This window comes from Paenibacillus sp. FSL L8-0641 (assembly GCF_038006265.1).
Lineage (GTDB): Bacteria > Bacillota > Bacilli > Paenibacillales > Paenibacillaceae > Paenibacillus > Paenibacillus polymyxa_D.
In genome coordinates this window covers 2,487,956-2,514,032 of the sequence record NZ_JBBOUW010000001.1, presented here as the reverse complement: position 1 = coordinate 2,514,032, position 26,077 = coordinate 2,487,956, and the positions used below count along the sequence as shown (strand labels likewise).

Here is a 26,077-nt window from a genome sequence, read left to right as displayed (position 1 = left end):
AGGAAATTCGCATATTCATGCGGTTTGTTCCTCGGGATGCTTTCGAAATTGAAGCTCATACAGCTCTGCATAATGGCCGCCCTCGGCAAGGAGCTGATCATGGGTACCTTGCTCTTTCAGTTCGCCATCGGCAAGGACACAGATCGTATCCGCCCGTTCAATCGTAGACAATCGATGGGCAATAACTAATGTCGTACGATCCTTCATCAACTCATTTAAGCCCTGCTGGACTTCATATTCCGATTCTGCATCCAAAGCCGAGGTCGCTTCATCCAATAGCAAAATCGGTGCATTTTTGAGCAAAGCACGGGCAATTGCAATCCGCTGTCTTTGACCGCCGGACAAATTGGCTCCGCGTTCACCGACAATCGTGTCGTACCCCTCTGGCAACTCGGCTATGAAGCCGCTGGCATAGGCTGTTTTGGCTGCAGCCTCCACTTCCTCATCCGTGGCAGTCGGTGAGCCAAAACGGATATTATCCGCTACTGTACCGTGGAACAGCGTAGCCTCCTGTGGTACATAGGCCATCAAATCCCTGACCTCATCCAACGGAAATTCTTCTGCCAAACGACCACGAACCCGCAGCACACCTTCATCCGGTGGGTAAAATCCCAGCAACAACTTCATGACTGTGCTTTTGCCACCACCACTCGGACCGACAAGTGCAGTGACCTGCCCTTCCGGCACGACCAAGTTTAACCTTTGCAGCGTTGGATGGTCAGGCTGATAGCCAAAGGTGATGTCGTGCAGCTCCAGCGCAGCCGGAGTCTGTTCAATGGCGTGGTCTGAACGTAAGGTTTCAACATCGCCATAGAATTCCCCAGATTCACGGGCTGATAAAGCTGCCGTCTCGGGATCGCTAAGCCTAGTCAGCGGTCCCTTCTTTTTAGCCGCGGGGAACTGTTCCTCTTCCTTCGACTCATCCAGAATTTCGCGGATACGCGCCAAGCCTGCCAAGGAGTTTTGTAACAGTGTTACAGCCGCCCCTAGCTCCAAAAATACCGTTGAAATACCGGTTTGCAGTTGTACAATCTGTCCCAATACTCCCAGTTCCATTTGCTTCTGCGATACCAGAATCAATCCGGCGACAAGCACACCGCCCAGCGTAATGAACTCTATGACAAAATTGCACATATCCTGCAAGCCCATATGACGTCCCTGCCGGATGCTGATGCGATTGATGTCCTCGCTTGCATCGTTACATAGTCCACCTACCTTTGTCCTCAACCCAAACAACTTCACCGTCTGCAAACCGGAAAGCAAATCACTCAATCGTTCCGTGAACCTGCTCATCCGTCCCTGTAACTCTTCACTCGTCTTTCGCATTTTCTTCGCGAAATGAGCATTTATCCAGGCTGAAGCCAGCCCAAGTACAACCGCCATAATCCCAAATCGCCAATCCAAAGCCATCAAAATGACCAACGAGCCCAAGAAAAGCGAAATTTCCAGTATAATCGAGCGAATATGAACGGTGTAAGCCTGCTCTAGCGCCTGTACATCGTTCGTCATACGGGATACAAGATCACCCGAATGGTGTTTTTCGGCTTTTTCGTACGATAGCTTGACAATGTGGCCAAATAGTTTCATTCGTACATCAGCAATCGCCAGCTTTACACACCGTTTATACATATAGCTGCACAGGGGGGAGATAAGACTTAATGCCAAAAATGTACCACTGACCAAATAGACCGCTCGGTATAGCTCCTGTACATTGCCATTAACCGCGAAATTCAGCAAATAATGCACCACAAAAGAAAGTAAAATCGTGATGCTGGCATTGGTCAGACTATTGCCAACCAGCCCGGTAAAATACCATTTTTGGTGCGGCTTCATCAGGGACATCAACTGCTTAAATTCATAAAACCCCTGCTTGAAGGTCACGACGCTCACCCCTTTCCTCAGGCAACGAATTACCGTTTTCCGCCGTATGCTGTTCTTCTTCAAAATTTTTCAAATACAGCTTTCGGTACACACCATCACGACCCAGTAATTCCTCATGAGAACCCGATTCCACAATGCTCCCCTGATCGAGTACAATAATGCGATTCGCCTGACGTACGGTTGACAGTCGATGAGCAATGACCAGTACCGTCCGGTTTTGCATTACCGCATTCATCGCATTCTGCACCTGAGCCTCCGACTGACTATCGAGTGCTGAAGTCGGCTCGTCCAATAAAAGCAGCGGAGCATTTTTCAGTAATGCTCTTGCTATGGAAATACGCTGTTTTTGACCGCCAGACAATCCGCCTCCCCGCTCGCTCAACAGGGTTTCATAGCCCTCGGGAAGTTGAACAATAAAATCATGCGCATGTGCCGCTTTCGCCGCCTCGACAATTTCTTCTCGAGTCGCCTCCAAACGTCCATATCCGATATTTTCTGCAATGGTGGCCGGAAAAAGCGACGGCTCCTGAGATACCATCGAAATATGACTGCGCAGGCTTGTTAAATTCCAATCTGTCAAACTCTTTCCAAATAGTTGAATGGTTCCAGCATGCTCTCCAGGTTCATTAAATCCGCAAAGCAGCTTGAAAATCGTGCTTTTACCCCCACCGCTGGCACCGACAATCGCGACCATATCCCCTTGCCCTGCCTGGAAGCTGATATCCTTCAGCACTGTGTTCCCTTCATCGTAGCCAAAGGTCAAATGCTCAAAGCTGACTACAGCAACACTATCAACGTCATCATCACTTTCTGCTCCGCCTTCACTCATTCGGTTGGCTTCCCCATCTGCATCGTCTTTCAAATGAGGCGCCCTATTCTCTCGCTTCTGATCTACCAAGGTCATTTCGCCGTCCTGACGTTCATTCTGCCAATCCAGCACCTCAAACAAATGCTTTGCGGCTCCACCCGCTTCCTTCATTTGCGAAATGATCGTCGGCAGCATGGCAATCGGCTGCAATATGAACGAAATCAGGTATAAAAAAAGTACAATGCCTCCAGCATTCAACTCTCCATGTTGTATCAGGTATCCTCCGTATACAATGACCAAAATAATCGGTGTTGCTAGCATCATCACACCTACCGGAGTAATGGCTGCATAGCGCTTTTCTAGCCGTAAGCCGCGCTTGACGACCTCCTCCATAATCACCATATACTTCTTCAACAGCACAGCTTGCATATTGAATGCCTTGACGATAGGGATTCCTCCGATTGCATCTTGCCCCACAGCGTTCAAATGAGCAATTTTCTCCTGAAGATCCGCGGAGTATTTTTCAATTGGCTTGCTCATTAGTGATGTTATGATCATTCCTATTGGCATGAGCGCAAGACTTGCCAATATCAGTTTCCAGCTTGTCAGTAAAAGCAATATGAGTGATGCCGTAAACACGAGCGGTAAATAGAACAGATTGGCAAACTGCTGGATAAAAAAGTTCTGTAATACTGCCGTATTATTGGTTAGACGGGATACCAAATCTCCGGTAAATTTCCTTTCCACGCTGGAAACCGGTAAATCGCAAAACTTATGTACGAGATCGCCTCTCAAGTCGCGCAGAGCACTAACACTAAATCGCGCTGAAGCGTACCTCATCACAAACTTACAGGGCATTCCAATTAGCGTCATACCAACAACCAGATAGATCATGTTCTGGGTAGAGGAGAATGTCCCCTGTGCCATTTGCTCAATGGCCTTACCCAAAATAATGTCAATAGCTGCCAAACACAAGGAGGTGATCACCGTTATGAAAACCCATAGATTATACGGCCTTACATAACGTGCGAGTCTCCGAAAAGCAGAATTTAATCGAAACAAGGGCATCCCTCTTTTCGCTGCCCACACTTTTTCAGTGCGAACTTTTTATATTGGCTGTGGACGTCGTTGAGATAAACTCTGGGTTTGGATGCATGAGTATCCGTACAGAATAAAATGCGATTTTGAACTATGCTGGAATTTGCATCTTGGTGTGGGTTGGTTGTTGATTGTTGCTGAGATGGTAATAACGAAGTGTATCGTGATGTGTGGGACATTTAACTCTGTCTGAATCGTGGTTGTAGGGTGCTTGTGTTGTAAGCTGTATGAGCTCCCGCCGCGTGGGCCATCGGCGAGGATGTAGAAAGAATGTTCTCGACTGTGCTCATAACCTCTTGTTCTTGTTCATGGATGAAAAAGTGATTACCTTCGAACATTCGAACATCCATAGGTGATGTCGTATGCTGTTGCCAGGCATGCAGTGAATCTGTGCTAACCTCAAAATCCTTCATTCCGCCTAAAACAGTCATCGGACATATCAATGGATTTCCCGGCTGATAAACATAAGTTTCACATACCTTAAAATCTGCACGCAGACGAGGCATAATAATTTGCATCAATTCTGCATTTTGCAGCACCTCTTCAGGTGTTCCCTGCATCAAACGAAGCTCTTCGGTGAAAGAATCGTCTGCTAAATCATGGAGTCGTTTTTTGGAATATGGAATATGTGGTGCGGATTTACCGGATATGATGATATGCTCAGGTAGCTTTCCAGTTTTGCTGTACAATTGCCGTGCTGTTTCAAATGCAATCAGTGCCCCCATACTGTGTCCAAAAAAAGCGAACGGCTTATGTATGTATGGAGCCATAGCTGGAACCAACGATTGAACGATGTCTTGAAGAGTATCCATTGGAGCTTCTGTTGAGCGGCTTTCACGTCCTGGAAGTTGTATAGGCAACACGGTAATGTCAGGCGCAAACCTGGACTTCCAAGAGTTAAATATATAAGCACCACCACCGGCGTAGGGAAAGCAAAATAGTTGGAGCTTCGTAGTCGGTTGGACCTCTGTTTTCGCGAACCAAGATTGTGATCGAGTTGTCATAAGAATTCCTCCATCCTCTATGCAGTTCATAATTTTACAGTAAATCCTTATATCTCTTTTTTTCTTCCAACACTTTCTAACTGTTTTTAAATATACAAACTTTAAAACCGCTTGGCATGGGACAAAAGGGCTAAATTGACGAAGCTCATAAAAATAAAATAAAATCCATATTATGTTATTTGTTTCCAAACTTCAAAAGCAACAATTTCACTTTTTGTATGAGTTATCTGTCAATCATGATCTGTTAATTTAGTTTAAAACAAGATTTCAGGTTTTCACGAATTTTGTAAAACTAAATTCATTTTGATTTACATTGAGGTCCCAACCCCTTATCCTACAACAATTTTATCTTTACTTGCCATTAACATAAATGTAACAAATTCAACCTGATATCATCCGACAAATTCCGACTTTTTCCGCAGCTCTCTTCAATCACCTAAATATTGGATTGGATTTGTATCAAGCTCACATAAGACAAAATTAATAACTCTTTATTTTTGTAATAAATATTGTTATTCCATAGTCATAAAGGACCATTTTTTTCATATTTTTTTCTGACTCTTCGTCTAAAAAATCCAGTTCGAATTGAATTTTTCTCTCCTAAATCTATGAATTTTCTTTTCAAACTCTAATAAAAACGTTTCTATCTCGCTTCAAAAGTACCTGTTCTCTAGAAATTTATAGCCTTACTTTTAATCTTTCACCCTCTCAAAAAACAGTAACGGCAAACAGCAAGGCTCCCCGTTGTCGGAGACTTGCTGCTTTATAAATTTCATTATGTTTGACTTCACTATCGGTCGATATGCAGAGTGTTGTAAGCTTTATTGTAGTTATCCCCCAATCTTATTAATTTAGTGGAATGGAGTATATGTATGGGTTCATGTATATATAATTTCCAAAATGCGAAAGCCTTAAGGTATACAAAAAGAGCACAGCCCATTAAGGCTGTGCTCTTTTTATCGTGCTTGGCGACGTCCTACTCTCCCAGGACCCTGCGGTCCAAGTACCATCGGCGCTGGAGGGCTTAACGGTCGTGTTCGGGATGGGTACGTGTGGAACCCCTCCGCTATCGCCACCAAACATGAATTTGCTATGCAAATTCTACCGTATTGAAACTCGGTTCATCACAGCTGTGTGAATAAATTTCAATGCGTATTTCGTATGTATTTCTACATACGTTCAAGGTTACACCCTGAAAACTGGATCCGAAACTCTTTTGCGTTTTATCTTAGGATAAGCCCTCGACCGATTAGTATTGGTCAGCTCCATGCATTACTGCACTTCCACCCCCAACCTATCTACCTCGTCGTCTTCAAGGGGTCTTACTAATTGGGAAATCTCATCTTGAGGGGGGCTTCACGCTTAGATGCTTTCAGCGCTTATCCCTTCCGTACATAGCTACCCAGCGGTGCTCCTGGCGGAACAACTGGTACACCAGCGGTACGTCCATCCCGGTCCTCTCGTACTAAGGACAGCTCCTCTCAAATTTCCTACGCCCACGACAGATAGGGACCGAACTGTCTCACGACGTTCTGAACCCAGCTCGCGTACCGCTTTAATGGGCGAACAGCCCAACCCTTGGGACCTACTTCAGCCCCAGGATGCGATGAGCCGACATCGAGGTGCCAAACCTCCCCGTCGATGTGGACTCTTGGGGGAGATAAGCCTGTTATCCCCAGGGTAGCTTTTATCCGTTGAGCGATGGCCCTTCCATGCGGTACCACCGGATCACTAAGCCCGACTTTCGTCCCTGCTCGACTTGTAGGTCTCGCAGTCAAGCTCCCTTCTGCCTTTGCACTCTTCGAATGATTTCCAACCATTCTGAGGGAACCTTGGGGCGCCTCCGTTACTCTTTAGGAGGCGACCGCCCCAGTCAAACTGCCCACCTGACACTGTCCTCGCACCGGTTTACGGTACCAAGTTAGAACCTAGATACGATCAGGGTGGTATCCCAAGGATGCCTCCCTTCAAGCTGGCGCTCAAAGTTCTACGGCTCCCACCTATCCTGTACAGATCGTACCCAAATTCAATATCAAGCTGCAGTAAAGCTCCATGGGGTCTTTCCGTCTTGTCGCGGGTAACCTGCATCTTCACAGGTATTAAAATTTCACCGGATCTCTCGTTGAGACAGCGCCCAAGTCGTTACGCCATTCGTGCGGGTCAGAATTTACCTGACAAGGAATTTCGCTACCTTAGGACCGTTATAGTTACGGCCGCCGTTTACTGGGGCTTCGGTTCATAGCTTCGCTCTTGCGAGCTTACCACTCCCCTTAACCTTCCAGCACCGGGCAGGCGTCAGCCCGTATACTTCGCCTTGCGGCTTCGCACAGACCTGTGTTTTTGCTAAACAGTCGCTTGGGCCTTTTCACTGCGGCCCCCTCGGGCTATTCACCCTACCGAGGCACCCCTTCTCCCGAAGTTACGGGGTCATTTTGCCGAGTTCCTTAACGAGAGTTCTTCCGCGCGCCTTAGAATTCTCTTCTCGCCTACCTGTGTCGGTTTGCGGTACGGGCACCTTCTCCTGGCTAGAGGCTTTTCTTGGCAGTCTGAGATCATGACCTTCGCTACTACAATTTTCGCTCCCCATCACAGCCCAGCCTTACGATGTGCGGATTTGCCTACACACCAGCCTCACTGCTTAGACGGACATCCATCCGTCCGCGTCACTACCCTACTGCGTCACCCCATCGCTCATAGCGGATTACGGTGGTACAGGAATTTCGACCTGTTGTCCTTCGACTACGCCTATCGGCCTCGCCTTAGGTCCCGACTTACCCTGAGCGGACGAACCTTCCTCAGGAACCCTTAGGCTTTCGGCGGATCTGATTCTCACAGATCTTTTCGTTACTCATACCGGCATTCTCACTTGAATGCAGTCCAGCGCTCCTTACGGTACACCTTCAACCCGCATTCAACGCTCCCCTACCCCTGATGCAAAGCATCAAGCCATAGCTTCGGTGGTGTGTTTAGCCCCGTTACATTTTCGGCGCAGAGTCACTCGACCAGTGAGCTATTACGCACTCTTTCAATGGTGGCTGCTTCTAAGCCAACATCCTGGTTGTCTGTGCAACTCCACATCCTTTCCCACTTAACACACACTTGGGGACCTTAGCTGATGGTCTGGGCTGTTTCCCTTTCGACAATGGATCTTAGCACTCACTGTCTGACTCCCGGAACTAAATCTATGGCATTCGGAGTTTGACTGAGCTTGGTAACCCTTGCGGGCCCCGCACCCAATCAGTGCTCTACCTCCACGATTCTTCTTTCCGAGGCTAGCCCTAAAGCTATTTCGGGGAGAACCAGCTATCTCCGGGTTCGATTGGAATTTCTCCGCTACCCCCACCTCATCCCCGCATTTTTCAACATGCGTGGGTTCGGGCCTCCAGTGCGTGTTACCGCACCTTCACCCTGGACAGGGGTAGATCACCCGGTTTCGGGTCTACGTCCACGTACTCATTCGCCCTATTCAGACTCGCTTTCGCTGCGGCTTCAGCTCTTCACCTTAACCTTGCACGGGAACGTAACTCGCCGGTTCATTCTACAAAAGGCACGCCATCACCCGTGATTTTTCCAAAGGAAAATATCATAGGGCTCTGACTTCTTGTAAGCACACGGTTTCAGGATCTATTTCACTCCCCTTCCGGGGTGCTTTTCACCTTTCCCTCACGGTACTGCTTCACTATCGGTCGCCAGGGAGTATTTAGCCTTGGCAGATGGTCCTGCCGGATTCATACGGGGTTTCACGTGCCCCGCACTACTCGGGATCCGTCTCGGAGAGAACAAGTTTTGAACTACAGGGCTTTTACCTTCTCTGGCGGGCCTTTCCAGACCTCTTCATCTAACCGGTTCCTTTGTAACTCCATGTGAGACGTCCCACAACCCCAAGGAGCAAGCTCCTTGGTTTGGGCTAATCCGCGTTCGCTCGCCGCTACTGACGGAATCACTATTGTTTTCTCTTCCTCAGGGTACTTAGATGTTTCAGTTCCCCTGGTCTGCCTCTATTCTGCCTATGTATTCAGCAGAAAGTGACTGTCGATGAAGACAGCCGGGTTTCCCCATTCGGACATCCCCGGATCAAAGCTTGCTTACAGCTCCCCGAGGCCTTATCGTTGTTCGCCACGTCCTTCGTCGGCTCCTGGCGCCTAGGCATCCTCCGTGTGCTCTTTGTAGCTTAACCTAGACTTTTCTTTGATAAAAGAAAATGTCGATGTTCGATAAAGAATGATTTTTGCCAAAGGCAAAAGATCTTTCCTTACCTGCTACCTTTATTTCACTTGTTTACACAAGATCAGCTTAAAGGAATATTCTAAAACGCAATTTCGTTTCGGTATCCAGTTTTCAAGGTGCAATTCGCTTCATCGAAGCGAAACCCGATGAATATTTCGGTTCCACACGGATGTGTGAATGAAGTATTCGTCGAAGCTTGAGAGTTTGAACTCTCAAAACTGAGCAACGAGTGAGTAATTTAAGGATATTCATTTCATTCACACGAACGTGATGAACCGAATTGAATATCCGGTCGCAGGTACGTTATACCTGCTGATTTGAATGTTTCCATTGCAGGAAACGATTCTCCATAGAAAGGAGGTGATCCAGCCGCACCTTCCGATACGGCTACCTTGTTACGACTTCACCCCAATCATCTACCCCACCTTCGGCGGCTGGCTCCCTTGCGGGTTACCCCACCGACTTCGGGTGTTGTAAACTCTCGTGGTGTGACGGGCGGTGTGTACAAGACCCGGGAACGTATTCACCGCGGCATGCTGATCCGCGATTACTAGCAATTCCGACTTCATGTAGGCGAGTTGCAGCCTACAATCCGAACTGAGACCGGCTTTTCTAGGATTGGCTCCACCTCGCGGCTTCGCTTCCCGTTGTACCGGCCATTGTAGTACGTGTGTAGCCCAGGTCATAAGGGGCATGATGATTTGACGTCATCCCCACCTTCCTCCGGTTTGTCACCGGCAGTCTGCTTAGAGTGCCCAGCTTGACCTGCTGGCAACTAAGCATAAGGGTTGCGCTCGTTGCGGGACTTAACCCAACATCTCACGACACGAGCTGACGACAACCATGCACCACCTGTCTCCTCTGTCCCGAAGGAAAGCCATATCTCTACAGCGGTCAGAGGGATGTCAAGACCTGGTAAGGTTCTTCGCGTTGCTTCGAATTAAACCACATACTCCACTGCTTGTGCGGGTCCCCGTCAATTCCTTTGAGTTTCAGTCTTGCGACCGTACTCCCCAGGCGGAATGCTTAATGTGTTAACTTCGGCACCAAGGGTATCGAAACCCCTAACACCTAGCATTCATCGTTTACGGCGTGGACTACCAGGGTATCTAATCCTGTTTGCTCCCCACGCTTTCGCGCCTCAGCGTCAGTTACAGCCCAGAGAGTCGCCTTCGCCACTGGTGTTCCTCCACATCTCTACGCATTTCACCGCTACACGTGGAATTCCACTCTCCTCTTCTGCACTCAAGCTCCCCAGTTTCCAGTGCGACCCGAAGTTGAGCCTCGGGATTAAACACCAGACTTAAAGAGCCGCCTGCGCGCGCTTTACGCCCAATAATTCCGGACAACGCTTGCCCCCTACGTATTACCGCGGCTGCTGGCACGTAGTTAGCCGGGGCTTTCTTCTCAGGTACCGTCACTCTTGTAGCAGTTACTCTACAAGACGTTCTTCCCTGGCAACAGAGCTTTACGATCCGAAAACCTTCATCACTCACGCGGCGTTGCTCCGTCAGGCTTTCGCCCATTGCGGAAGATTCCCTACTGCTGCCTCCCGTAGGAGTCTGGGCCGTGTCTCAGTCCCAGTGTGGCCGATCACCCTCTCAGGTCGGCTACGCATCGTCGCCTTGGTAGGCCTTTACCCCACCAACTAGCTAATGCGCCGCAGGCCCATCCACAAGTGACAGATTGCTCCGTCTTTCCTCCCTCTCCCATGCAGGAAAAGGATATATCGGGTATTAGCTACCGTTTCCGGTAGTTATCCCTGTCTTGTGGGCAGGTTGCCTACGTGTTACTCACCCGTCCGCCGCTAGGTTATGTAGAAGCAAGCTTCTACATAACCCCGCTCGACTTGCATGTATTAGGCACGCCGCCAGCGTTCGTCCTGAGCCAGGATCAAACTCTCCATTAAAGACCAACCGAAGTTGGTTTATAGAAAGAGCGATAAGCTCATTTTGAAACTGACGAGATAAAAATATCTCTTGTTTGCTTCCATCTTATACAGCCTGGATGGCATGTACCAAAATTTCAGCGTTGGATTTTGCAAGCAAAATCCGTACTCACTCGTTGTTCAGTTTTCAAAGATCAAATTATCATTCGGCTTCGTTTGAGCCAGAACAATAATATAACATTTTCAACTAATTCAATCAACCTGTAAATAATTCCAGGCGAGTCATCCACCCCATATTATTGAATAATCATTTTCGGGCTAGACTAACAATATATCAATTTAAAGCAATTAAGTCTATCTGTAAAAGTTCCCAGCTTGTTCAAACTTATTAAAAATCTTTGATCTTGTTTTATTGGCTGGACTAGTAATTTAACACGTATACCAAATTAATTCTACTTGCAATTAATTCCTTTTGATAGATAACTATAGATATTAGACCAAAGTAATTCATAATCCCAATAGACAGAAGTATTACTTAAATGTGTTATTCTAATTTTACATAAGGATTTGCTTTTCCAAATTAGTTCTCGGATGATTTCGAAGGTTGATCTATTCTAGCAGAGGAATTTATCAAACTTTTAGGGCCAAGGTACTTCATACCTTAAACAATAATCAGATAGACGTATATTGTTGGATATACATTTAGTAGATCATTTAGAGGGTTAAGAAATTACGAAGTAGACTAAAGAGAGATGCATGACAAAGATAATTATGTTTACGTCACTCAATAAAAGTGAGGTATACTCGATTCTTATTCCATGGAGTTGATAACTTCATCTGTTCTATGACAGTTAGATTGACCCTAAAATATGAAAAACAGCGGTATCCTTGGATAAGTCCTAGATACCGCTGTTTTATTGAACTATAAGCCATGACTTCAATGTTCAAGAAGATGCCGCTACCGCAAGCGTACCGGAAGAATCAGCTGTATGATGGATACTCCGCACGAAGCGAATCGTTTTTGTATCCGAGTGCATTACGACTGAATGAGTTTCCGCTCTGTGGCCGGGAAGAGAACGAACCCCCTGCAACCACTCTCCAGGTGTTACACCTGTAGCCACAAACATCACGCCTTGCCGTCCGACCATATCATCCATAGATAGCAACGCGCCAGGATCAGTAATGCCCATACGTTTGCAACGCTCAATCTCTTCTTCACCATGAGGCAACAAACGGCCCTGTATTTCTCCGCCCATGCATTTCAGCGCTGCAGCGGCCAATACACCCTCAGGAGCGCCACCAGAACCGATATGCAAGTCTACACCGCTATCCAGGCATGTTTCAATCGCGCCCATCACATCCCCATGGCCTAGCAATTTGATACGAACTCCGCTTTCCCGCAGAAGCTTGATAATCCCGGCGTGCCGTGTACGATCCAGAATGGACACGGTAAGATCAGGCAAGGATTTACCGAGTGCTCGTGCAGCTTTTGACAATGTGGTCGGGATTGGGTCCTCAAGTGACAGCTTTCCAGCCAGCGCCGGGCCAACGGCCATTTTTTGCATGTACATATCCGGAGCGTGGAGTAGACTACCACGAGGTGCAGCAGCAATGACCGACAGAGCGTTATTCAAACCATTTGCCACCGTTTCGGTTCCTTCCAGTGGATCGACAGCGATGTCCATAGCCGGTCCTCTGCGATTGCCTACTCTTTCCCCGATATACAGCATGGGAGCCTCATCCATTTCGCCTTCGCCAATGACGACCGTGCCGTCCATGGATACCGCATTAAAATGAGTGCGGATGGCTACCGTAGCCGCCTCGTCTGCGCTATTCTTATCTCCACGCCCTGTCCATTGTGCTGATTGCAGTGCCGCTGCCTCTGTTACCCGAACGAATTCCAATGCCATTTGACTCTCCATACCTATCCCTCCACCTCTCCTAAAATAATTATTACCCTTAAGCAAATGAATATATTTAGGGCAGCTTTGCTGCAATCTTTCTATTTATCTATTAAACTCCTGTATCCTACGTTTTTAATTTTTAGTTATATGAGCAGCTACTAGGCTCTATAACATTCTGATAATTAAACCTGCCGTCTCTTCAATCGCCTTATCTGTAACATCAATAACCGGACAATTCAGCTCTTTAAACAAAGACTGCGCATACGCTATTTCCTCTTCCACTCTCGTCGCTGTAGCATACTGCACATTATTAGGTAGCCCCATAACCTTTAGTCGCTCACTGCGTATTTTCAACAGTAACTCTGGCTCGATCGTTAATCCGAACACTCGACCACGCTGAACATCCTTCAACTGAACAGGCGGTGTCAGCTCCGGCACAACCGGTATGTTGACCGTTTTATAACCTTTATGCGCGAGAAACATGGATAAAGGAGTTTTGGAAATACGGGATACTCCAAGCAATACAATATCCGCTTTGAGAATGGCGCTCACATCTTTGCCATCATCGTATTGAACCGCAAAATCCAAGGCCTCTACACGCCGAAAATAGTTGTCGTCCAGTCGGTGCAGCAGACCAGGCTTCTCTTTGGGATCGTTATGGAACGTATCGGCAAACGCCTGCATCATTGGTCCCATAATGTCGACAGCCCGCACATTCAGCCGGACAGCCTCTTCTTTCATCGCCTCTCTCAATTCCGGCTGTACCAGCGTATAAGCTACAAAGCCTCTACGCTCGGCAACTTCCTCCATCACCCGGCTCAGTTCGTCTTCATCCCTCACGTTCATAAATCTTTTGATCTCTGTGTCCGGTAACTCAAACTGGCGCATGGTCGCCTGTACGACAGCTTCTGCCGTCTCGCCAATCGAGTCTGAACAGATCGCTATAAAATGACTGCTCGCCTGAACCATTCGATTCCTCCCATTAATCCTCTGCTACCATATCGAGCAACATTTTAATAATATTTGTTTTTGTAATACGTCCCACGACTTTCCAGTGCTCTCCTGGCTTGTCGGAGTCGGAAGGGACGACGACAGGCAGACTGTCGATTTGACGGGCAATAATTTTGCGCGCTGCCTCTAATACCGTATCCTCTGGGGAAACGGTGACAACATTCGCCTGTCGGGTCATCACTAGGCTGACAGGAATGGTTGCTGCATTGGGATTCCCTAACGTTACCTTAAGTAAATCCTTGCGGGAAGCTACCCCTGCCAAATCTCCGTCTTCATCGGTAACGATCAAATTGCTCACATTTTCCAAAAAGAGAGCTACAACAGCTTCCTGAATCGTTGTTGTTTCACGTACGATGACTGGAACCCCGTGAAGATCGCCCACCTTCATTTGCAATAGCCGGAATTTTTCCTCCCGGTTCGGCGTGCCCCGCTTTCCAACAAAATATCCGACCTTGGGCTTTGCATCTATGTAATTCAGAATACCCAATTTGGATAGGTCGGTCCGAATGGTCGCCTTACTGAGATTAAGCATTTCCGCAATCTGATCCCCGGTAATTGGGGCATGCTTTTGTACGATGTTTAAAATTTCTACTTGTCTTGCCGTAAGGTCGATGATGAACGTCCCTCCTTTTTTTCTTGCGATCTAATATTGAATATAATACGTCATATATAACAATAAATCAACCTTAAAAAGCATATAAAACATCACATATATAAAATTAAAGTGGTTATTCATGTCTTTTTATCATTTAAAACACTTATTCAACACAAAAAAACGGGCACTTTACACCCTGCTCTTTCGAGTAAGGCGAAGTACCCGCTCTCTTATTCGTATCTTAAAGCATCAATTGGACGCAGCTTAGACGCCTTCCGCGCCGGATATACTCCGAACAACACTCCGACTGCCATACAGCACAGAAAAGAGTAAAGCACGGGCTCTATCGAATACACAATCGGCATTTGGACGAATTTCTCAAGCAGTTTTGCACCTCCGAGACCCACCATTACGCCAACTAGTCCACCCATCAGACTGAGAAAAACAGCCTCAGCCACAAACTGCAGCATAATATCACTACGTTGCGCACCAATCGCTTTACGAATCCCGATCTCCCTCGTACGTTCCGTGACGGACACCAGCATAATATTCATAATGCCGACACCTCCAACGCCAAGCGCAATTGCAGCTACACCGGCCAGCAGCATATTCATAATCCGATCAACCCCGGACACTGTTTTTAAGATTTCCGTCTGGGTCATGATCTGAAAGTCATCGCCCTCTGATGGCTTTAGCTCATGTCTGACACGAAGCACCTGCCGAATTTCTGCACTTGCCTGATCAATCTTCTCCTCTGATGTTGCAGAGGCGTTCACCTGCTGAATACTCATATTGCCTAGCCGTTCCATCCCCGTTGTAATCGGTACATATACCTGCTGACCGCTGTTACTCATATTGGAATTGGAATTTGCCAGCACACCGACCACCTTAAAAGGAAGCTGTTTGATCATGATCGTCTCACCGACCGCTCTGGAGGCATCCGGACCAAAAATATTACGGGCCGCATCACTCCCAAGCACGGCCACATTCATTTTTTTATCCACTTCATAGTGGGTAAACGACCTGCCTTGAGCTAGTGACAGCTTTCTCACATGAACGAATGCCAGTGAAGTCCCCTCAATTTGTCCGCTGACCTTATTGCGACTCCACGTAATATCTGCATTGGTCATAGCACTTGGTGCTACCTCTGCTACTGCTTTTTGCTGCTCTAGCGCATCGATATCTTTTAGAGATATTCCTTTCGTCTGATTGAACGACATGGAACTAGAGCCATCATATGGAGCATAAGGATAGATCATCAGCAGATTATTTCCCATACTGTTGATCTGAGATGTAATCGTAGCCGTTGATCCTTTACCGATGGCTACAATCATAATCACAGCGGCCACTCCGATAATAATGCCCACCATGGTCAGCAAAGATCGCAGCATATTGGTTCGCAAACTGTTGAGTGATACACGGATAATTTCCTTAAACTTCATGCCTTCACTTCCTCTGCCGCCATTCTTCGTTTCCCAACAGGCTGATCCTCTTCAATCCGCCCATCTCGAAAATGAATCAGACGCTTGGCGTATTCCGCAACCTCTTGATCATGAGTAACCAATACAACCGTTTTCCCCTGATCATTCAGACGCTGAAAAATCCCCATTATTTCAACACTTGTTTTGGAGTCCAATGCGCCTGTAGGTTCATCCGCCAAGAGAATGACCGGATTGTTCACAAGTGCGCGGGCAATGGATACCCGCTGCTGCTGACCGCCTGACAATTCGTTCGGCCTATTGTTCATCCGATCGCCTAGACCTACGCTAGTGAGGGCTTCCATTGCCCGCAAACGACGCTCCTTGACAGGAATACCTGCATAAATCATAGGCAGTTCCACATTCTCCAGAGCCGTTGATCGCGGGAGCAAATGAAATTTTTGAAATACAAATCCGATTTTCTGATTACGTATAATAGCCAGTTCATCCTCACGGGCATCTAAGATCGAATAGCCGTCCAAATAAAATTGTCCTGACGTAGGTAAATCCAGACAGCCGATAACATTCATCATCGTGGACTTGCCTGATCCAGACGGTCCCATAATCGCAACAAAATCACCGTCAGCAATATCAAGTTGAACCTCACGCAGAGCATGAATTTCCTGATCTCCGACACGGTACACTTTTTTCAAATCCTCAATCTGAATGACGTATCTCATACCCGTTTAAAAGCCTCCCTGCATGCCGCCCATAGCGGAAGGGTCCGGCGGAGGTTCAGGAGCAGGCACAATAAGCGTGTCACCCTCCTTTACACCTGACTTGAGTTCGACTCGATCTGGCGTATAAAATCCGAGTTCTACGGGCTTGAAAGTGCGCGCCCCTGGATTTGCAGCATTATTAGCGGAAACATACACGCCATCCTGTCCCCCTTCGGATCTCAGCGCAGTCGCAGGTACGAACAGTACATTTTTGTGTACTCCCAAAATAACGGCCACATTCATAATCATGCCCGTTTTGAGCTTGCCTTTCGGGTCATGAACAGACAGTTCCATCAGATACGTCGTCATCCCTTCATCCGTAGAGGCTTCCGGTGACACGAATTGCACCTTCCCTGGAAATGATTCACCCGGATAGGCATTGGTAGTCAACACGGCTGAAAGACCCTTCTTTACTTTGACAATGTCGGTCTGACTTACCTTCACAACCACCTTAAGGTCGTTGGAATCCGAGTTATTCATGACAATGAATGGAGCTGTCGGACTGGTCCCTACATCCCCGTTCACCTTCAAGATTACCCCGTCCCAAGGTGCTGTAACCTGAAGCTTGTTCAATTCATTTTTCTTCTGCTCCAGTTCCGTCGCCTGTCTTCGAACCTCTATCCGTGAGGCTTGAATATTGGATGCATCAGCCGGAACCTGAATTTTGCGAAGCTCTGCCATTGCCGTACGATATCCGATTTCAGCCTCTGAAATGGTGCGACGTTTTTGTGACATGATTTTGCGGAACTGCAGATCCAGACCATCATAGTCCGTCTGTGCTTTATCCAGTGCTTGCTCTGCCTGCTCCAATTCACTGTTGGACACCGCCCCGGCATCATGTAAAAACTTTTGGTCTTCATATGCCTTTCGCGCCTGTTCCAACTGCTTTTGGGAAGTTTTCTTCTGACTTTCGGCTTCTTCCAGCTCAAATGATTCTTGCGCTGTATCGATAGCCATTTTGGCCCGAAGTACATTTGTTTTCTGAATTTCAATGTCCTCTGCCTTCGGACCTTTCTCCAATTCAGCCAGCTTGGCTTTAGATATTTCCAAAGTATCAGACGCACTCTGAATTTGCATTTTAATTTCAGAACTGTCCAGAAGAGCCAGGACTTGTCCTTTCTTCACTTTGTCTCCGGCCTTCACGTTCACCGCTGCCAGCTTATTTTCGCCTGCGCTTGTAAAATTCAACTTCACTTCCTTGGAAGCCTGTACGGTACCGGACGTATCCAGCTTCTCGCTCACATCGCCGCGTTCTACTTTAAGCTTCTCATCCTGAACCAACGGTGCCGCCTGTTCTTTGGGCAAATTTAGGTATACTGCTGCTCCGCCTCCACCGACAACCAGTAGAACAATTGCAGTCCAGATCCACTTTTTTCTCCGTTTTCTCCGTAACTTGATTAAAGCGTCATTTAAAACCGTTTCTGCCAATGCCGTTTCCTCCCTATGTGCTCCATGGCTTGTTCAACGTATACTCATTTTGATCCAACTCGATCGCAAGCTCTTCCATTTGCCGTTCAATCTGGTTCACTTTCAACTGATTATTTTTCAATTCCATCTCAATAATTAGACCTCTGGCCCACTTTTTGCGTGATAATTCCAAGGCCTCTTTTGCTGTACGCAAGCTTTCTTCCAGTTGTACGTATTTCTTTTGATTTTCCTTAACTGTGGCATACAAATTACGGAGAGATTCGGCAAAATCCTTTTGACCTTTGTCGAGTTCCTCCTTAGCCGTATCGACATCCATTTTAGCTAGATCATAAGCACCAGCACCATTGTTAAAATCGAAATATCTCACATTAAGCTCCGAAGTTTTGATGCTATCCTCCAGCTTCCATAAATTTGGATTCATGTCTGTCAGCTGTTGTATATGTAATTCGATATCCAGCTTCTTCGGTTCCTTGTACACGGGTCGATCGACCAATTCATAAGCTGTTCCATTAGGCTGTCCCATGAGGAAGTTCAGGGCATCCCTGGATTTTTGCAACGCAATTTTCCCCTGCTCTACGGTTTGCTGAGCTTGGCTTCTGGCCTGTGTACTCTCGTTTTTCGCATACTCAGACAGCTTTCCGCGCGCAAATTTGGCAAGTGCAATCTTTTCCTCCGCTTGGGCGATTTCAAGCGCTTCTAGATCATTTTTCACCTGATTCTCTGCCACGAACACACTTTGATAGCTTTTCATCACATTAAAATAAATCTGGTCTTTGGCGAACTGCGCCTGCTTTTTGCTGGCTAAATAAGATAGCGTCGAGGAACTGTAATTTCTCCATGACGTTTCATCATCAACATACTCATTGTCTATAAAATCGACAGGTGAATTGCCCAGGTCCTTTTCTGCATTTTTCAGTTCCATTCTGCGGCGCTCTACGTCCCGTTCGGCGGTACGTGTATTGTAACTGTTCGTCTGTGCCCATTCCGCGGCCTGCTTGAGTGTCAATGTAGGTAAAGCCTGACCCGTTATGGATGATGTCTTCGATGGAGCCGCAGCAGAAGGTTTAACTGACGTACTTGATGCTACATTTCCTGATAAACTCTCAGCCTGTACAGTGGAGGCCAAGCCTGATGATAATGACAATACAAGCAGCACGGCAGCCGCTTTTTGCTTCATAGATGAATCTCTCCCCTTTCGGTGCATTCTTCGAATCTTTTCCGTTTTTTTCGACATAAATTTCCACAAACTCTTGCATTCTAATTGTACTTTCAGGTTTGTGTTGGTACAAGGTGTCAAAACAATACATTTTTGTAACCTTTACTTCCAGATTACTCGCTTTATACTACTTTTCGTCCAATCAGATATGGATTCAACCTATTTTTACCTTAACTTTACCTAATTTTCAGCTAATTTTAAGGAAACCAACAGCATCTATTAAGGTTTGGAACATATACTAGAGAAAGAATAACAGCCGCTCACTGGGAGGGTTAATAGATGATAAAAGAATCTCGTATGACAACCACTAACGAACCGTCTGATTTGTGGATGACCCGCTTTTTACGTGAATCAGAACAAAAAAAGAAACAACTCATCCGGGAAGCCCGGAAAAATAACGATATACCACTGATGAACAGCATTTCTTTTCACCTTGCCCAACGGGATCAGCAGCATCTTATCGGATAAAATGACAAATGAATCTTATGCTATAAATAACAGATTACCTCTAGTTATCTGCTTCGTATGCTAGATGAAAAAGACCGGGACAAATCGTTAATTGACTTGTCCCGGTTCTTTATGATGATCAAATTTAATATAAAACCGCATAGCTTGTTCCGCGCCTATTCTTCCATCTCTGCCTGCGGATCATAGAGATATTGATCCAGTGGAATGCGCCCGTTTTCATTAAACCGTATGCCTTCCTCCTCCAAATACAGACGCTGCAGGGATGCGGACTCATCCTCCTGCAAAGCAATCTCCCCCAAACGGTTGACTACTCTATGCCAAGGAAGCCGGTGTTTTTGGCTCAATGTATGCAAAATCCGCACCACCTGTCTGGCACCTCTTGGGCTTCCGGCCTCTGCCGCAATTTGACCGTAAGTCATTACTTTTCCCTCAGGGATCAACAGTATAATTTGAAGCACACGGGCAGTGAAAGGCTGCATGTTCTAATTCCTCCGTATTACTATTGCTTTTTCAATAATTATAGCACCCTGAACAGATGCTAAAAACCCCTGCTCCTACAAATGTAAGAAACAGGGGAAAACCCATCGTTAAAATTTAGAATCCGCTCAGACCCTGCCTTTTTAAATCCTGTGCTACCAATCGTGCCAGTTCCCTTGCACCTTCATAGTTTGGATGGAGTGTATCACCGTTCATGTACAAAGCCAGTGTAGCGACTTTACCAATAGAAGTAAAATAAGCTGAGCTAAGAACATTCAGGTCGACTAAAGGCGTTTGTTCCTCTTGAGCCAGCGCCAAAATAGCACTTCTATACCATCTATTTTCTGCGTTGTGTACATTGTTAGCATTAAAGTCAGTGGCTCGTCCTTGCGGAGTTGACAGGATTACCGTCGCCCCCTTAGCCTTCGCCTGCCGGATCATATCCCGCATCCAGTCCTTAAACTCTGCTTCGCTTTCGTTATGCTTTGGATTGGTGTCATTAATGCCCAATTGGAGAATAAAATAATCCCCCGGCTTAATATATTGGACGATGGCCTCCAACTGACCGTCCTGATGGAAGCCTCTAGCAATTTGGCCTCCTGACGCCATATTGCGAATTTGAAAAGTATTCGTGTTCACAAACTCTGGCAGCAGTTGACCCCATCCCGCCTGCACGCTGCTATCCAGCGGATAATAGTTACATACCGTAGAATCCCCACCGATATAAATTGTTCGATTCGTAACCGGATTGCTAGATAATTGCCTGATTTCCATTGCACTGAGTGTGAAGACCGCCCCCTCTTTGCCTTCAGTAACCAGCAGATTTAGTTGTCCGTCTGTTACTGGAATTTGAAAGCGATCCTTGGCCCCATTCCCTGTCATATTTATGACCTGATACACCCCTTCAGCTGCAATACTCGAACGAGAGGTATCTCCTAAAGTAACCGACACCTCATACAAACCAGGAGGAAGATCAACATCAAAAGTATTCTCGCTTTTCGTACCTGTAACCAGGAAACGTACCGCATCACTTGCCACTCCAGTCCCCGAAGCACTGACATTACGCATATTCTCAGGGGTACGAAAGCCATAGCCACGTGCTAAGTCATAAGACAGCGAAGCGCTCACTCCGGTATAACCCGTTTCGACCGTACCTCCGCCAAAATCAAACTTGTACTCGCCAGCGGATGCCTGGGCCGGGAGAGCTATGCCCACACCTGTTGCACCACATAAAAAAGCTGCTAAAAGCATATGAGTCAATCCTTTTTTCCACACCATTCTTCATTCCTCCTCCAGATTTTTAATTGTACGAAGCAATGGATATTTACTGTAAGCGCATACATTAAATTCTACCCATTGTTGCAGGGTTATGCCTGTGTAATTCTTATGCAAAAGAAAAGTAGTTTAATCGTTAAGCTTGAAACTTGTCTTGTACACAAAAAAGCTTCGCAGTTACATCTGCGAAGCCTCATGAAGCGATATTTCGTCATATCAAAATTACTACATTAATCCGCAACCAAAATTCCGTCAAAGCTCTCTGGACCTACACGTATTGTACCCAGCAGGTTAGCTGAAACAAAAGCAGTGTACACCAATTGTTCCGTAATCGGCGGGTTAAAGTCATCGGCTGAGAATGCAATAACCTGTGGAGCCAACAAACTCAAACTAAAAGTTGACGTGGCCGAATAAACAACAGGGTCAGTAACCAGGGTACCTCTTACAATAGTGATCGTTATTCCGACTAAAGCAAGCGGAAGTTGAAGCGATATAGTTCCTTTAAGCAAAACCCGTGGCGTACCTGTAGCTCCCAGTGTGTTTAACCCGATCTGCCCGAACAATTGAGGCGTATTTATAAGAGTGATCGGAATGGCAATAGAGTTGGCTGTCGAGGCATTTTGGGATGTTCTCCCATCAATAAATGTTCCCATGGTCCCTCCTCCTCTCTCTATCAGATACTCATAGACTATGAAAAAGTTTGTTTTGTGCTTGGACTGAATAACTTGTAAAACACACAACTTCTGATGAATAGGCTAATGTGCAGCCCTTTCTCTAGCCCTGTGAATACACTAAACCAACACTGAGAAAGGAGGGATGTCATGTCTAATAAGTTTAGAGCCACCTTAAGGGGGGCTAATGAAGTGCCTCCTGTCAGAACAAATGCGACAGGAACAGCCGAATTTCGTTACCGTCCAACGAGCCAACAATTAAGCTTTGAACTGACTGTACGCAATATCTCACGGGTAACCGAAGCGCATATTCATCTGGGACGAAGAGGTGAAAATGGCCCTGTTGTAGCTACACTGTTTGGTCCTTCGAAGTTTGGAATAACCGTTAGAAGAGGCGTCGTTAGCGGCGTGCTCCGTGCATGTGATCTTACCGGTCCACTCAGAGGCAGAACCATTTATGATTTGGTGTGCCAAATTAGAGAGGGTAATGCCTACGTCAATGTCCACACGATCCGTCATCCGAATGGTGCTATTCGTGGACAAATTAGACGCGCACCTATCAAACGTTGCAAATAACGAATAATCATGAGTATAAAAAAGAACTTCCATACCACTCATTTTGAGGCTATGGAAGTTCTTTTCTTAATTCAGGATTTTTGCAAAATCCTCAATTCTTAACAAAAGTTAAGAAGTTCATAAGCGTTTCTTAAGCCGTTCCCTTTAGGGTTGTTAAGAACTTTATCTTTTAATAGAAAGAGTTCAACAAGATACAGTTCACTCCTGAAAGGAAATGAAGCTTATGAAGCCTACGACCAAAGAAAAAATTCCCGAATTGCAGTTGGTCAGAGCCATGGCGATTTTAGCCGTCTTGATGGTACATGCCACTTCTTATGCAACGGTTCAGCTTACAAATTCCAGCCTATATGTTGTATACAATGCGCTCAATGTGTTGATGAAGTATGGAACCCCCGTATTTATCGCGCTTAGCAGCATGGTACTGTTCTACAACTACAAGGATCGTCCAATGGGACGACAGCTCTTAAGTCGCTTTTATAAGCAGAGATTGCTGTATATTCTCTTACCTTACGTCATGTTCTCCCTATTTTATTTCATCCTGTCTCTTATGGCTGGCAGTTCCGGACCATGGAGTTTAGCTACACTTGCGAAAAGCTTTGCTCTGAAGCTGGCGACAGGCAAAGCGTATACCCATTTATATTATATTTTTATCATGATGCAATTCTATCTTGCATTTCCATTCGTACTGTGGCTGTTCCAGCGATATCGGCAACTTCCACAATGGTCTATTGTCCTTGGGCTGTTGCTACAGTGGTCATTTGTAATTGGCAATAAATTTCTATTTCAGGTGCAAAATAAGGGCAGTTGGGCACTGTCTTATGTAGCCTGTTACATGCTGGGTGCTGCTCTAGGTTATTACTATCCACAGCTGAAAACGTGGCTTCTGATGCATAAGGGGCAACGAAGTGTTGCCGGAGTGCTGACATGGATCACAATTTGGGCTTTATGGCTGATTTCAGCCACCATGCATGTCTATATGTGGTACGAAAATAGAATGTACGGAATCTCGTATAATTCGCTAGTTTTCGAACTTATGTATAATATGTACAGCCTGTCCAGCACGCTGGTAATACTACAGATTTCCTTTTTAATGTATAGACGACAACATTCCTTTGTCACTCGCAAGCTGGAACGTCTGGGCACACTGTCCTTTGGTGTGTATCTGATTCATCCGTTTTTCCTGCTTCTGTATCGGCAGTTTTCACCACATATCGGTTCTCCGCAGCTTATTCATGTGTGGTACGCTGGAGGTTTTTTCTTTGCACTTCTTTGCTCTTGGCTCGTCGTGTCTACCATCTCCCGTTTCCTACCATTTGCTTGGATCCTGTTCGGTCAACTACCGGGAATAGAAAAAAGACAATTCAAGCAAGAAAACCGTATTTCTTCAACTGAAACAGCACTATCCAAAGGCTGACGTCCCCAAGCAAGCGAACTGAGAAGAGTGTCCATAGCCTCCATCTTTAAAAAAGTATATAATACGCCATATTGTATACTGCTGGAAAGAACAGAAAGGGTGCACGGGCCATGCATAACGGAACCATTTTATTAGTAGACGATGAGCCTGAAATTATTAAGCTGATGCAAATTTATTTGGAAAATGAAGGATATCGACTGCTTATGGCACGAGACGGACTGGAAGCTCTGGAGCAAATCAGTCGGGAATCGATAGATGTGATGGTGCTTGATGTGATGATGCCCAATATGGACGGGGTTGAAGCTTGCATGAAGATCAGGGAAACCGAGCATTTTCCGATTATTATGTTGTCTGCGAAGGGACAAGATATGGACAAAATCACAGGACTCAGCGTTGGGGCCGATGATTACGTCACTAAGCCGTTCAGCCCGTTGGAACTGGTGGCACGCATTAAATCCCAGCTGCGTAGAGTACGGAAATATACCCATTCCTCCCCTGTATCGGAGCATGAAATGATACTGGATGAACTCTCCATTAATTCTGCTACGCATGAGGTCACTCTCGCCGGAGAATCCATTAAGCTGACCCCACGAGAATTTGCCATTGTCGAGCTGTTGGCCCGTAATCGTGGTCAAGTGCTGAGCATGGAGCAGATCTATGAAAAAGTGTGGAAGGAGCAATATCTGGAATCCAACAACACGCTGATGGTTCATGTGCGTAAAATTCGCGAGAAAATTGAGGCTGATCCGAGAAAACCCAAATATCTAAAAACGGTGTGGGGCATCGGCTACAAAATGGAAAAATTCGATTAATGGAGGATTCACGTCTTGAAGGCAAAACGATATGATACGTTGGGATGGAAGCTGGCAGCCCTTAGCCTTGCCGCTTTCGCTCTAACCGGACTGATTTTGATGGTGTCTTATTATGGAGCATCTTTGCTACTATGGCTGAATCCTTCCCGTTCATTTTTTGGCACCCGTCTGGTTCGCTGGACCGTAAATCACATTGGGTCCCCACTGATCATGCTGGTAGGCGGGCTACCTACATATATTTATTTCTTTTTCCTTTTTACCAAAAATACGATTGGTTACCTTCGCGAAATTACGACGGGGATGCAAGAGTTTGCTGACGGAGACCTGTCCTATACGATTCCTGTTTCTTCAGCGGACGAGCTGGGTACCTTGGCGAAAAATATGAACACCATGGCGGACAAGCTCCGTCTCTCGCTGGAAGAAGAACGGGCTTCTGCCAAGGCCAAAAACGACCTGATCACTGGCGTATCCCATGATCTTCGTACCCCGCTAACATCCGTGATCGGTTTTTTGGAATATATTGAAACCGACCGCTATCGGGATGAAATTGAGCTGCGCTATTATGTGAACATTGCTTATGAAAAGTCATTGACGCTTAAGAAGCTGATCGACGAGCTGTTTGAATACACGCGTGTGAGCGGTGGCAGCCTGCCACTGGAGCTGGAGCCTGTAGATCTCGGCAAATTGCTCACTCAGCTTGCTGAGGAATTTGTACCCTCTCTGGAACAGGCAGACATGTCCTACCGTGTCCGAATCGTCGAGCCTGTTCGGATTCTAGCCGATACCGACGAGATGGTACGCCTGTATGAAAATTTGTTTTCCAACGCTATTCGATACGGAAAAGACGGCAAACGCCTCGATATCACCATAGGACGCGAAGACGACGAGGCGGTGGTAATCTGCACCAACTACGGCACCCCAATTCCTGCGGAAGATGTCCCGTACTTGTTTGAACGGTTTTACCGGGTGGACAAATCACGTTCCAAGGAAACTGGAGGCACCGGGCTGGGCCTTGCGATTACAAAAAGTATTACCGAGCTGCACAATGGCCGCATTTCGGTTAGGAGTAATCGCAGACAAACAGATTTTGAAACCCGTTTCCCCCTCTATCATACTCATTAGGCGGT

The 26,077-nt window shown here is 46.4% G+C and carries 18 protein-coding genes and 3 rRNA genes; 5 read left to right on the top strand and 16 right to left on the bottom strand.

Annotation, left to right across the window (positions count from 1 at the left end; all coding sequences use genetic code 11):
* Positions 1-15: 15 nt before the first annotated feature.
* From MKY16_RS11485 to MKY16_RS11425, 13 genes are all read right to left on the bottom strand, one after another.
* On the bottom strand, positions 16-1,881 hold the full coding sequence (locus tag MKY16_RS11485; protein WP_340955368.1) for an ABC transporter ATP-binding protein: 1,866 nt from the start codon (positions 1,879-1,881) through the stop codon (positions 16-18).
* Positions 1,856-3,751 (bottom strand): ABC transporter ATP-binding protein, encoded by a 1,896-nt coding sequence (locus MKY16_RS11480; RefSeq protein WP_081317618.1) that lies wholly within the window; start codon positions 3,749-3,751, stop codon positions 1,856-1,858. The genes MKY16_RS11485 and MKY16_RS11480 overlap by 26 nt, the downstream gene beginning before the upstream one ends.
* Before the next feature lie 215 nt (positions 3,752-3,966).
* Positions 3,967-4,791 carry a thioesterase II family protein gene (locus tag MKY16_RS11475; protein WP_029517088.1) on the bottom strand — a complete coding sequence of 275 codons (825 nt, stop codon included), beginning with the start codon at positions 4,789-4,791 and terminating at the stop codon, positions 3,967-3,969.
* A gap of 963 nt (positions 4,792-5,754) precedes the next feature.
* A 5S ribosomal RNA gene (gene rrf, locus MKY16_RS11470) occupies positions 5,755-5,871 on the bottom strand.
* Between the two features lie 149 nt (positions 5,872-6,020).
* Positions 6,021-8,968 (bottom strand): 23S ribosomal RNA (locus MKY16_RS11465).
* A gap of 403 nt (positions 8,969-9,371) precedes the next feature.
* A 16S ribosomal RNA gene (locus MKY16_RS11460) occupies positions 9,372-10,927 on the bottom strand.
* Together the 16S, 23S and 5S rRNA genes form the textbook arrangement of a ribosomal RNA operon.
* 923 nt (positions 10,928-11,850) lie before the next feature.
* Positions 11,851-12,828: a class II fructose-bisphosphatase gene (gene glpX, locus MKY16_RS11455; protein WP_029518434.1), complete on the bottom strand. Its 978-nt coding sequence runs from the start codon at positions 12,826-12,828 to the stop codon at positions 11,851-11,853.
* 147 nt (positions 12,829-12,975) lie between these two features.
* Entirely contained in the window at positions 12,976-13,779 is an 804-nt protein-coding gene (locus tag MKY16_RS11450; protein WP_029518435.1) for a pyruvate, water dikinase regulatory protein, read from the bottom strand.
* A gap of 13 nt (positions 13,780-13,792) precedes the next feature.
* The gene (locus tag MKY16_RS11445) at positions 13,793-14,407 is read right to left on the bottom strand and encodes a helix-turn-helix transcriptional regulator (RefSeq protein ID WP_223822107.1); all 615 of its coding nucleotides are present in this window, start codon (positions 14,405-14,407) and stop codon (positions 13,793-13,795) included.
* A 239-nt stretch (positions 14,408-14,646) separates the two neighbouring features.
* Positions 14,647-15,858 carry an ABC transporter permease gene (locus MKY16_RS11440; RefSeq protein WP_340955366.1) on the bottom strand — a complete coding sequence of 404 codons (1,212 nt, stop codon included), beginning with the start codon at positions 15,856-15,858 and terminating at the stop codon, positions 14,647-14,649.
* The gene (locus MKY16_RS11435; RefSeq protein ID WP_340955364.1) at positions 15,855-16,574 is read right to left on the bottom strand and encodes an ABC transporter ATP-binding protein; all 720 of its coding nucleotides are present in this window, start codon (positions 16,572-16,574) and stop codon (positions 15,855-15,857) included. Before MKY16_RS11435 ends, MKY16_RS11440 begins: the two co-directional genes overlap by 4 nt.
* Before the next feature lie 6 nt (positions 16,575-16,580).
* Positions 16,581-18,041 (bottom strand): efflux RND transporter periplasmic adaptor subunit, encoded by a 1,461-nt coding sequence (locus MKY16_RS11430; protein ID WP_029518438.1) that lies wholly within the window; start codon positions 18,039-18,041, stop codon positions 16,581-16,583.
* Between the two features lie 13 nt (positions 18,042-18,054).
* A complete protein-coding gene (locus MKY16_RS11425; RefSeq protein ID WP_318628436.1) occupies positions 18,055-19,218 on the bottom strand; it encodes a TolC family protein in 1,164 nt (387 codons plus the stop codon).
* 318 nt (positions 19,219-19,536) lie between these two features.
* Between MKY16_RS11425 and MKY16_RS11420 the strand changes: the two genes are divergently transcribed.
* Complete coding sequence (locus MKY16_RS11420) at positions 19,537-19,725, top strand: hypothetical protein (RefSeq protein ID WP_013370989.1); 189 nt, start codon at positions 19,537-19,539, stop codon at positions 19,723-19,725.
* A 155-nt stretch (positions 19,726-19,880) separates the two neighbouring features.
* Here MKY16_RS11420 and MKY16_RS11415 read toward each other — a convergent pair whose 3' ends face one another.
* From MKY16_RS11415 to MKY16_RS11405, 3 genes are all read right to left on the bottom strand, one after another.
* Positions 19,881-20,204: an MGMT family protein gene (locus MKY16_RS11415; protein ID WP_029518440.1), complete on the bottom strand. Its 324-nt coding sequence runs from the start codon at positions 20,202-20,204 to the stop codon at positions 19,881-19,883.
* 115 nt (positions 20,205-20,319) lie between these two features.
* Positions 20,320-21,480: a rhamnogalacturonan acetylesterase gene (locus MKY16_RS11410; RefSeq protein WP_029518441.1), complete on the bottom strand. Its 1,161-nt coding sequence runs from the start codon at positions 21,478-21,480 to the stop codon at positions 20,320-20,322.
* Between the two features lie 227 nt (positions 21,481-21,707).
* Complete coding sequence (locus MKY16_RS11405) at positions 21,708-22,130, bottom strand: hypothetical protein (protein WP_029518442.1); 423 nt, start codon at positions 22,128-22,130, stop codon at positions 21,708-21,710.
* A gap of 168 nt (positions 22,131-22,298) precedes the next feature.
* Here MKY16_RS11405 and MKY16_RS11400 point away from each other — a divergent pair, with 168 nt between their 5' ends.
* The 4 genes from MKY16_RS11400 (at position 22,299) to MKY16_RS11385 (ending at position 26,072) form a co-directional block, all read left to right on the top strand.
* A complete protein-coding gene (locus MKY16_RS11400) occupies positions 22,299-22,724 on the top strand; it encodes a CHRD domain-containing protein (RefSeq protein ID WP_023988435.1) in 426 nt (141 codons plus the stop codon).
* 223 nt (positions 22,725-22,947) lie between these two features.
* Positions 22,948-24,138, top strand: a complete 1,191-nt coding sequence (locus tag MKY16_RS11395) for an acyltransferase (protein WP_340955362.1) — start codon at positions 22,948-22,950, stop codon at positions 24,136-24,138.
* A 110-nt stretch (positions 24,139-24,248) separates the two neighbouring features.
* On the top strand, positions 24,249-24,950 hold the full coding sequence (locus MKY16_RS11390) for a response regulator transcription factor (protein ID WP_029518444.1): 702 nt from the start codon (positions 24,249-24,251) through the stop codon (positions 24,948-24,950).
* A 15-nt stretch (positions 24,951-24,965) separates the two neighbouring features.
* Positions 24,966-26,072: a sensor histidine kinase gene (locus tag MKY16_RS11385; protein WP_340955360.1), complete on the top strand. Its 1,107-nt coding sequence runs from the start codon at positions 24,966-24,968 to the stop codon at positions 26,070-26,072.
* The last annotated feature ends 5 nt before the right edge of the window (positions 26,073-26,077 follow it).

What these genes read in the sequence shown, in the direction of transcription:
- MKY16_RS11450 (WP_029518435.1), bottom strand. Translation starts at nt 13,779, where the DNA reads ATGGTTCAGGCGAGCAGTCATTTTATAGCGATCTGTTCAGACTCGATT.
- MKY16_RS11405 (WP_029518442.1), bottom strand. Translation starts at nt 22,130, where the DNA reads ATGGGAACATTTATTGATGGGAGAACATCCCAAAATGCCTCGACAGCC.
- glpX (WP_029518434.1), bottom strand. Translation starts at nt 12,828, where the DNA reads ATGGAGAGTCAAATGGCATTGGAATTCGTTCGGGTAACAGAGGCAGCG.
- MKY16_RS11440 (WP_340955366.1), bottom strand. Translation starts at nt 15,858, where the DNA reads ATGAAGTTTAAGGAAATTATCCGTGTATCACTCAACAGTTTGCGAACC.
- MKY16_RS11420 (WP_013370989.1), top strand. Translation starts at nt 19,537, where the DNA reads ATGATAAAAGAATCTCGTATGACAACCACTAACGAACCGTCTGATTTG.
- MKY16_RS11395 (WP_340955362.1), top strand. Translation starts at nt 22,948, where the DNA reads ATGAAGCCTACGACCAAAGAAAAAATTCCCGAATTGCAGTTGGTCAGA.
- MKY16_RS11435 (WP_340955364.1), bottom strand. Translation starts at nt 16,574, where the DNA reads ATGAGATACGTCATTCAGATTGAGGATTTGAAAAAAGTGTACCGTGTC.
- MKY16_RS11415 (WP_029518440.1), bottom strand. Translation starts at nt 20,204, where the DNA reads ATGCAGCCTTTCACTGCCCGTGTGCTTCAAATTATACTGTTGATCCCT.
- MKY16_RS11390 (WP_029518444.1), top strand. Translation starts at nt 24,249, where the DNA reads ATGCATAACGGAACCATTTTATTAGTAGACGATGAGCCTGAAATTATT.
- MKY16_RS11425 (WP_318628436.1), bottom strand. Translation starts at nt 19,218, where the DNA reads ATGAAGCAAAAAGCGGCTGCCGTGCTGCTTGTATTGTCATTATCATCA.
- MKY16_RS11410 (WP_029518441.1), bottom strand. Translation starts at nt 21,480, where the DNA reads ATGGTGTGGAAAAAAGGATTGACTCATATGCTTTTAGCAGCTTTTTTA.
- MKY16_RS11400 (WP_023988435.1), top strand. Translation starts at nt 22,299, where the DNA reads ATGTCTAATAAGTTTAGAGCCACCTTAAGGGGGGCTAATGAAGTGCCT.
- MKY16_RS11475 (WP_029517088.1), bottom strand. Translation starts at nt 4,791, where the DNA reads ATGACAACTCGATCACAATCTTGGTTCGCGAAAACAGAGGTCCAACCG.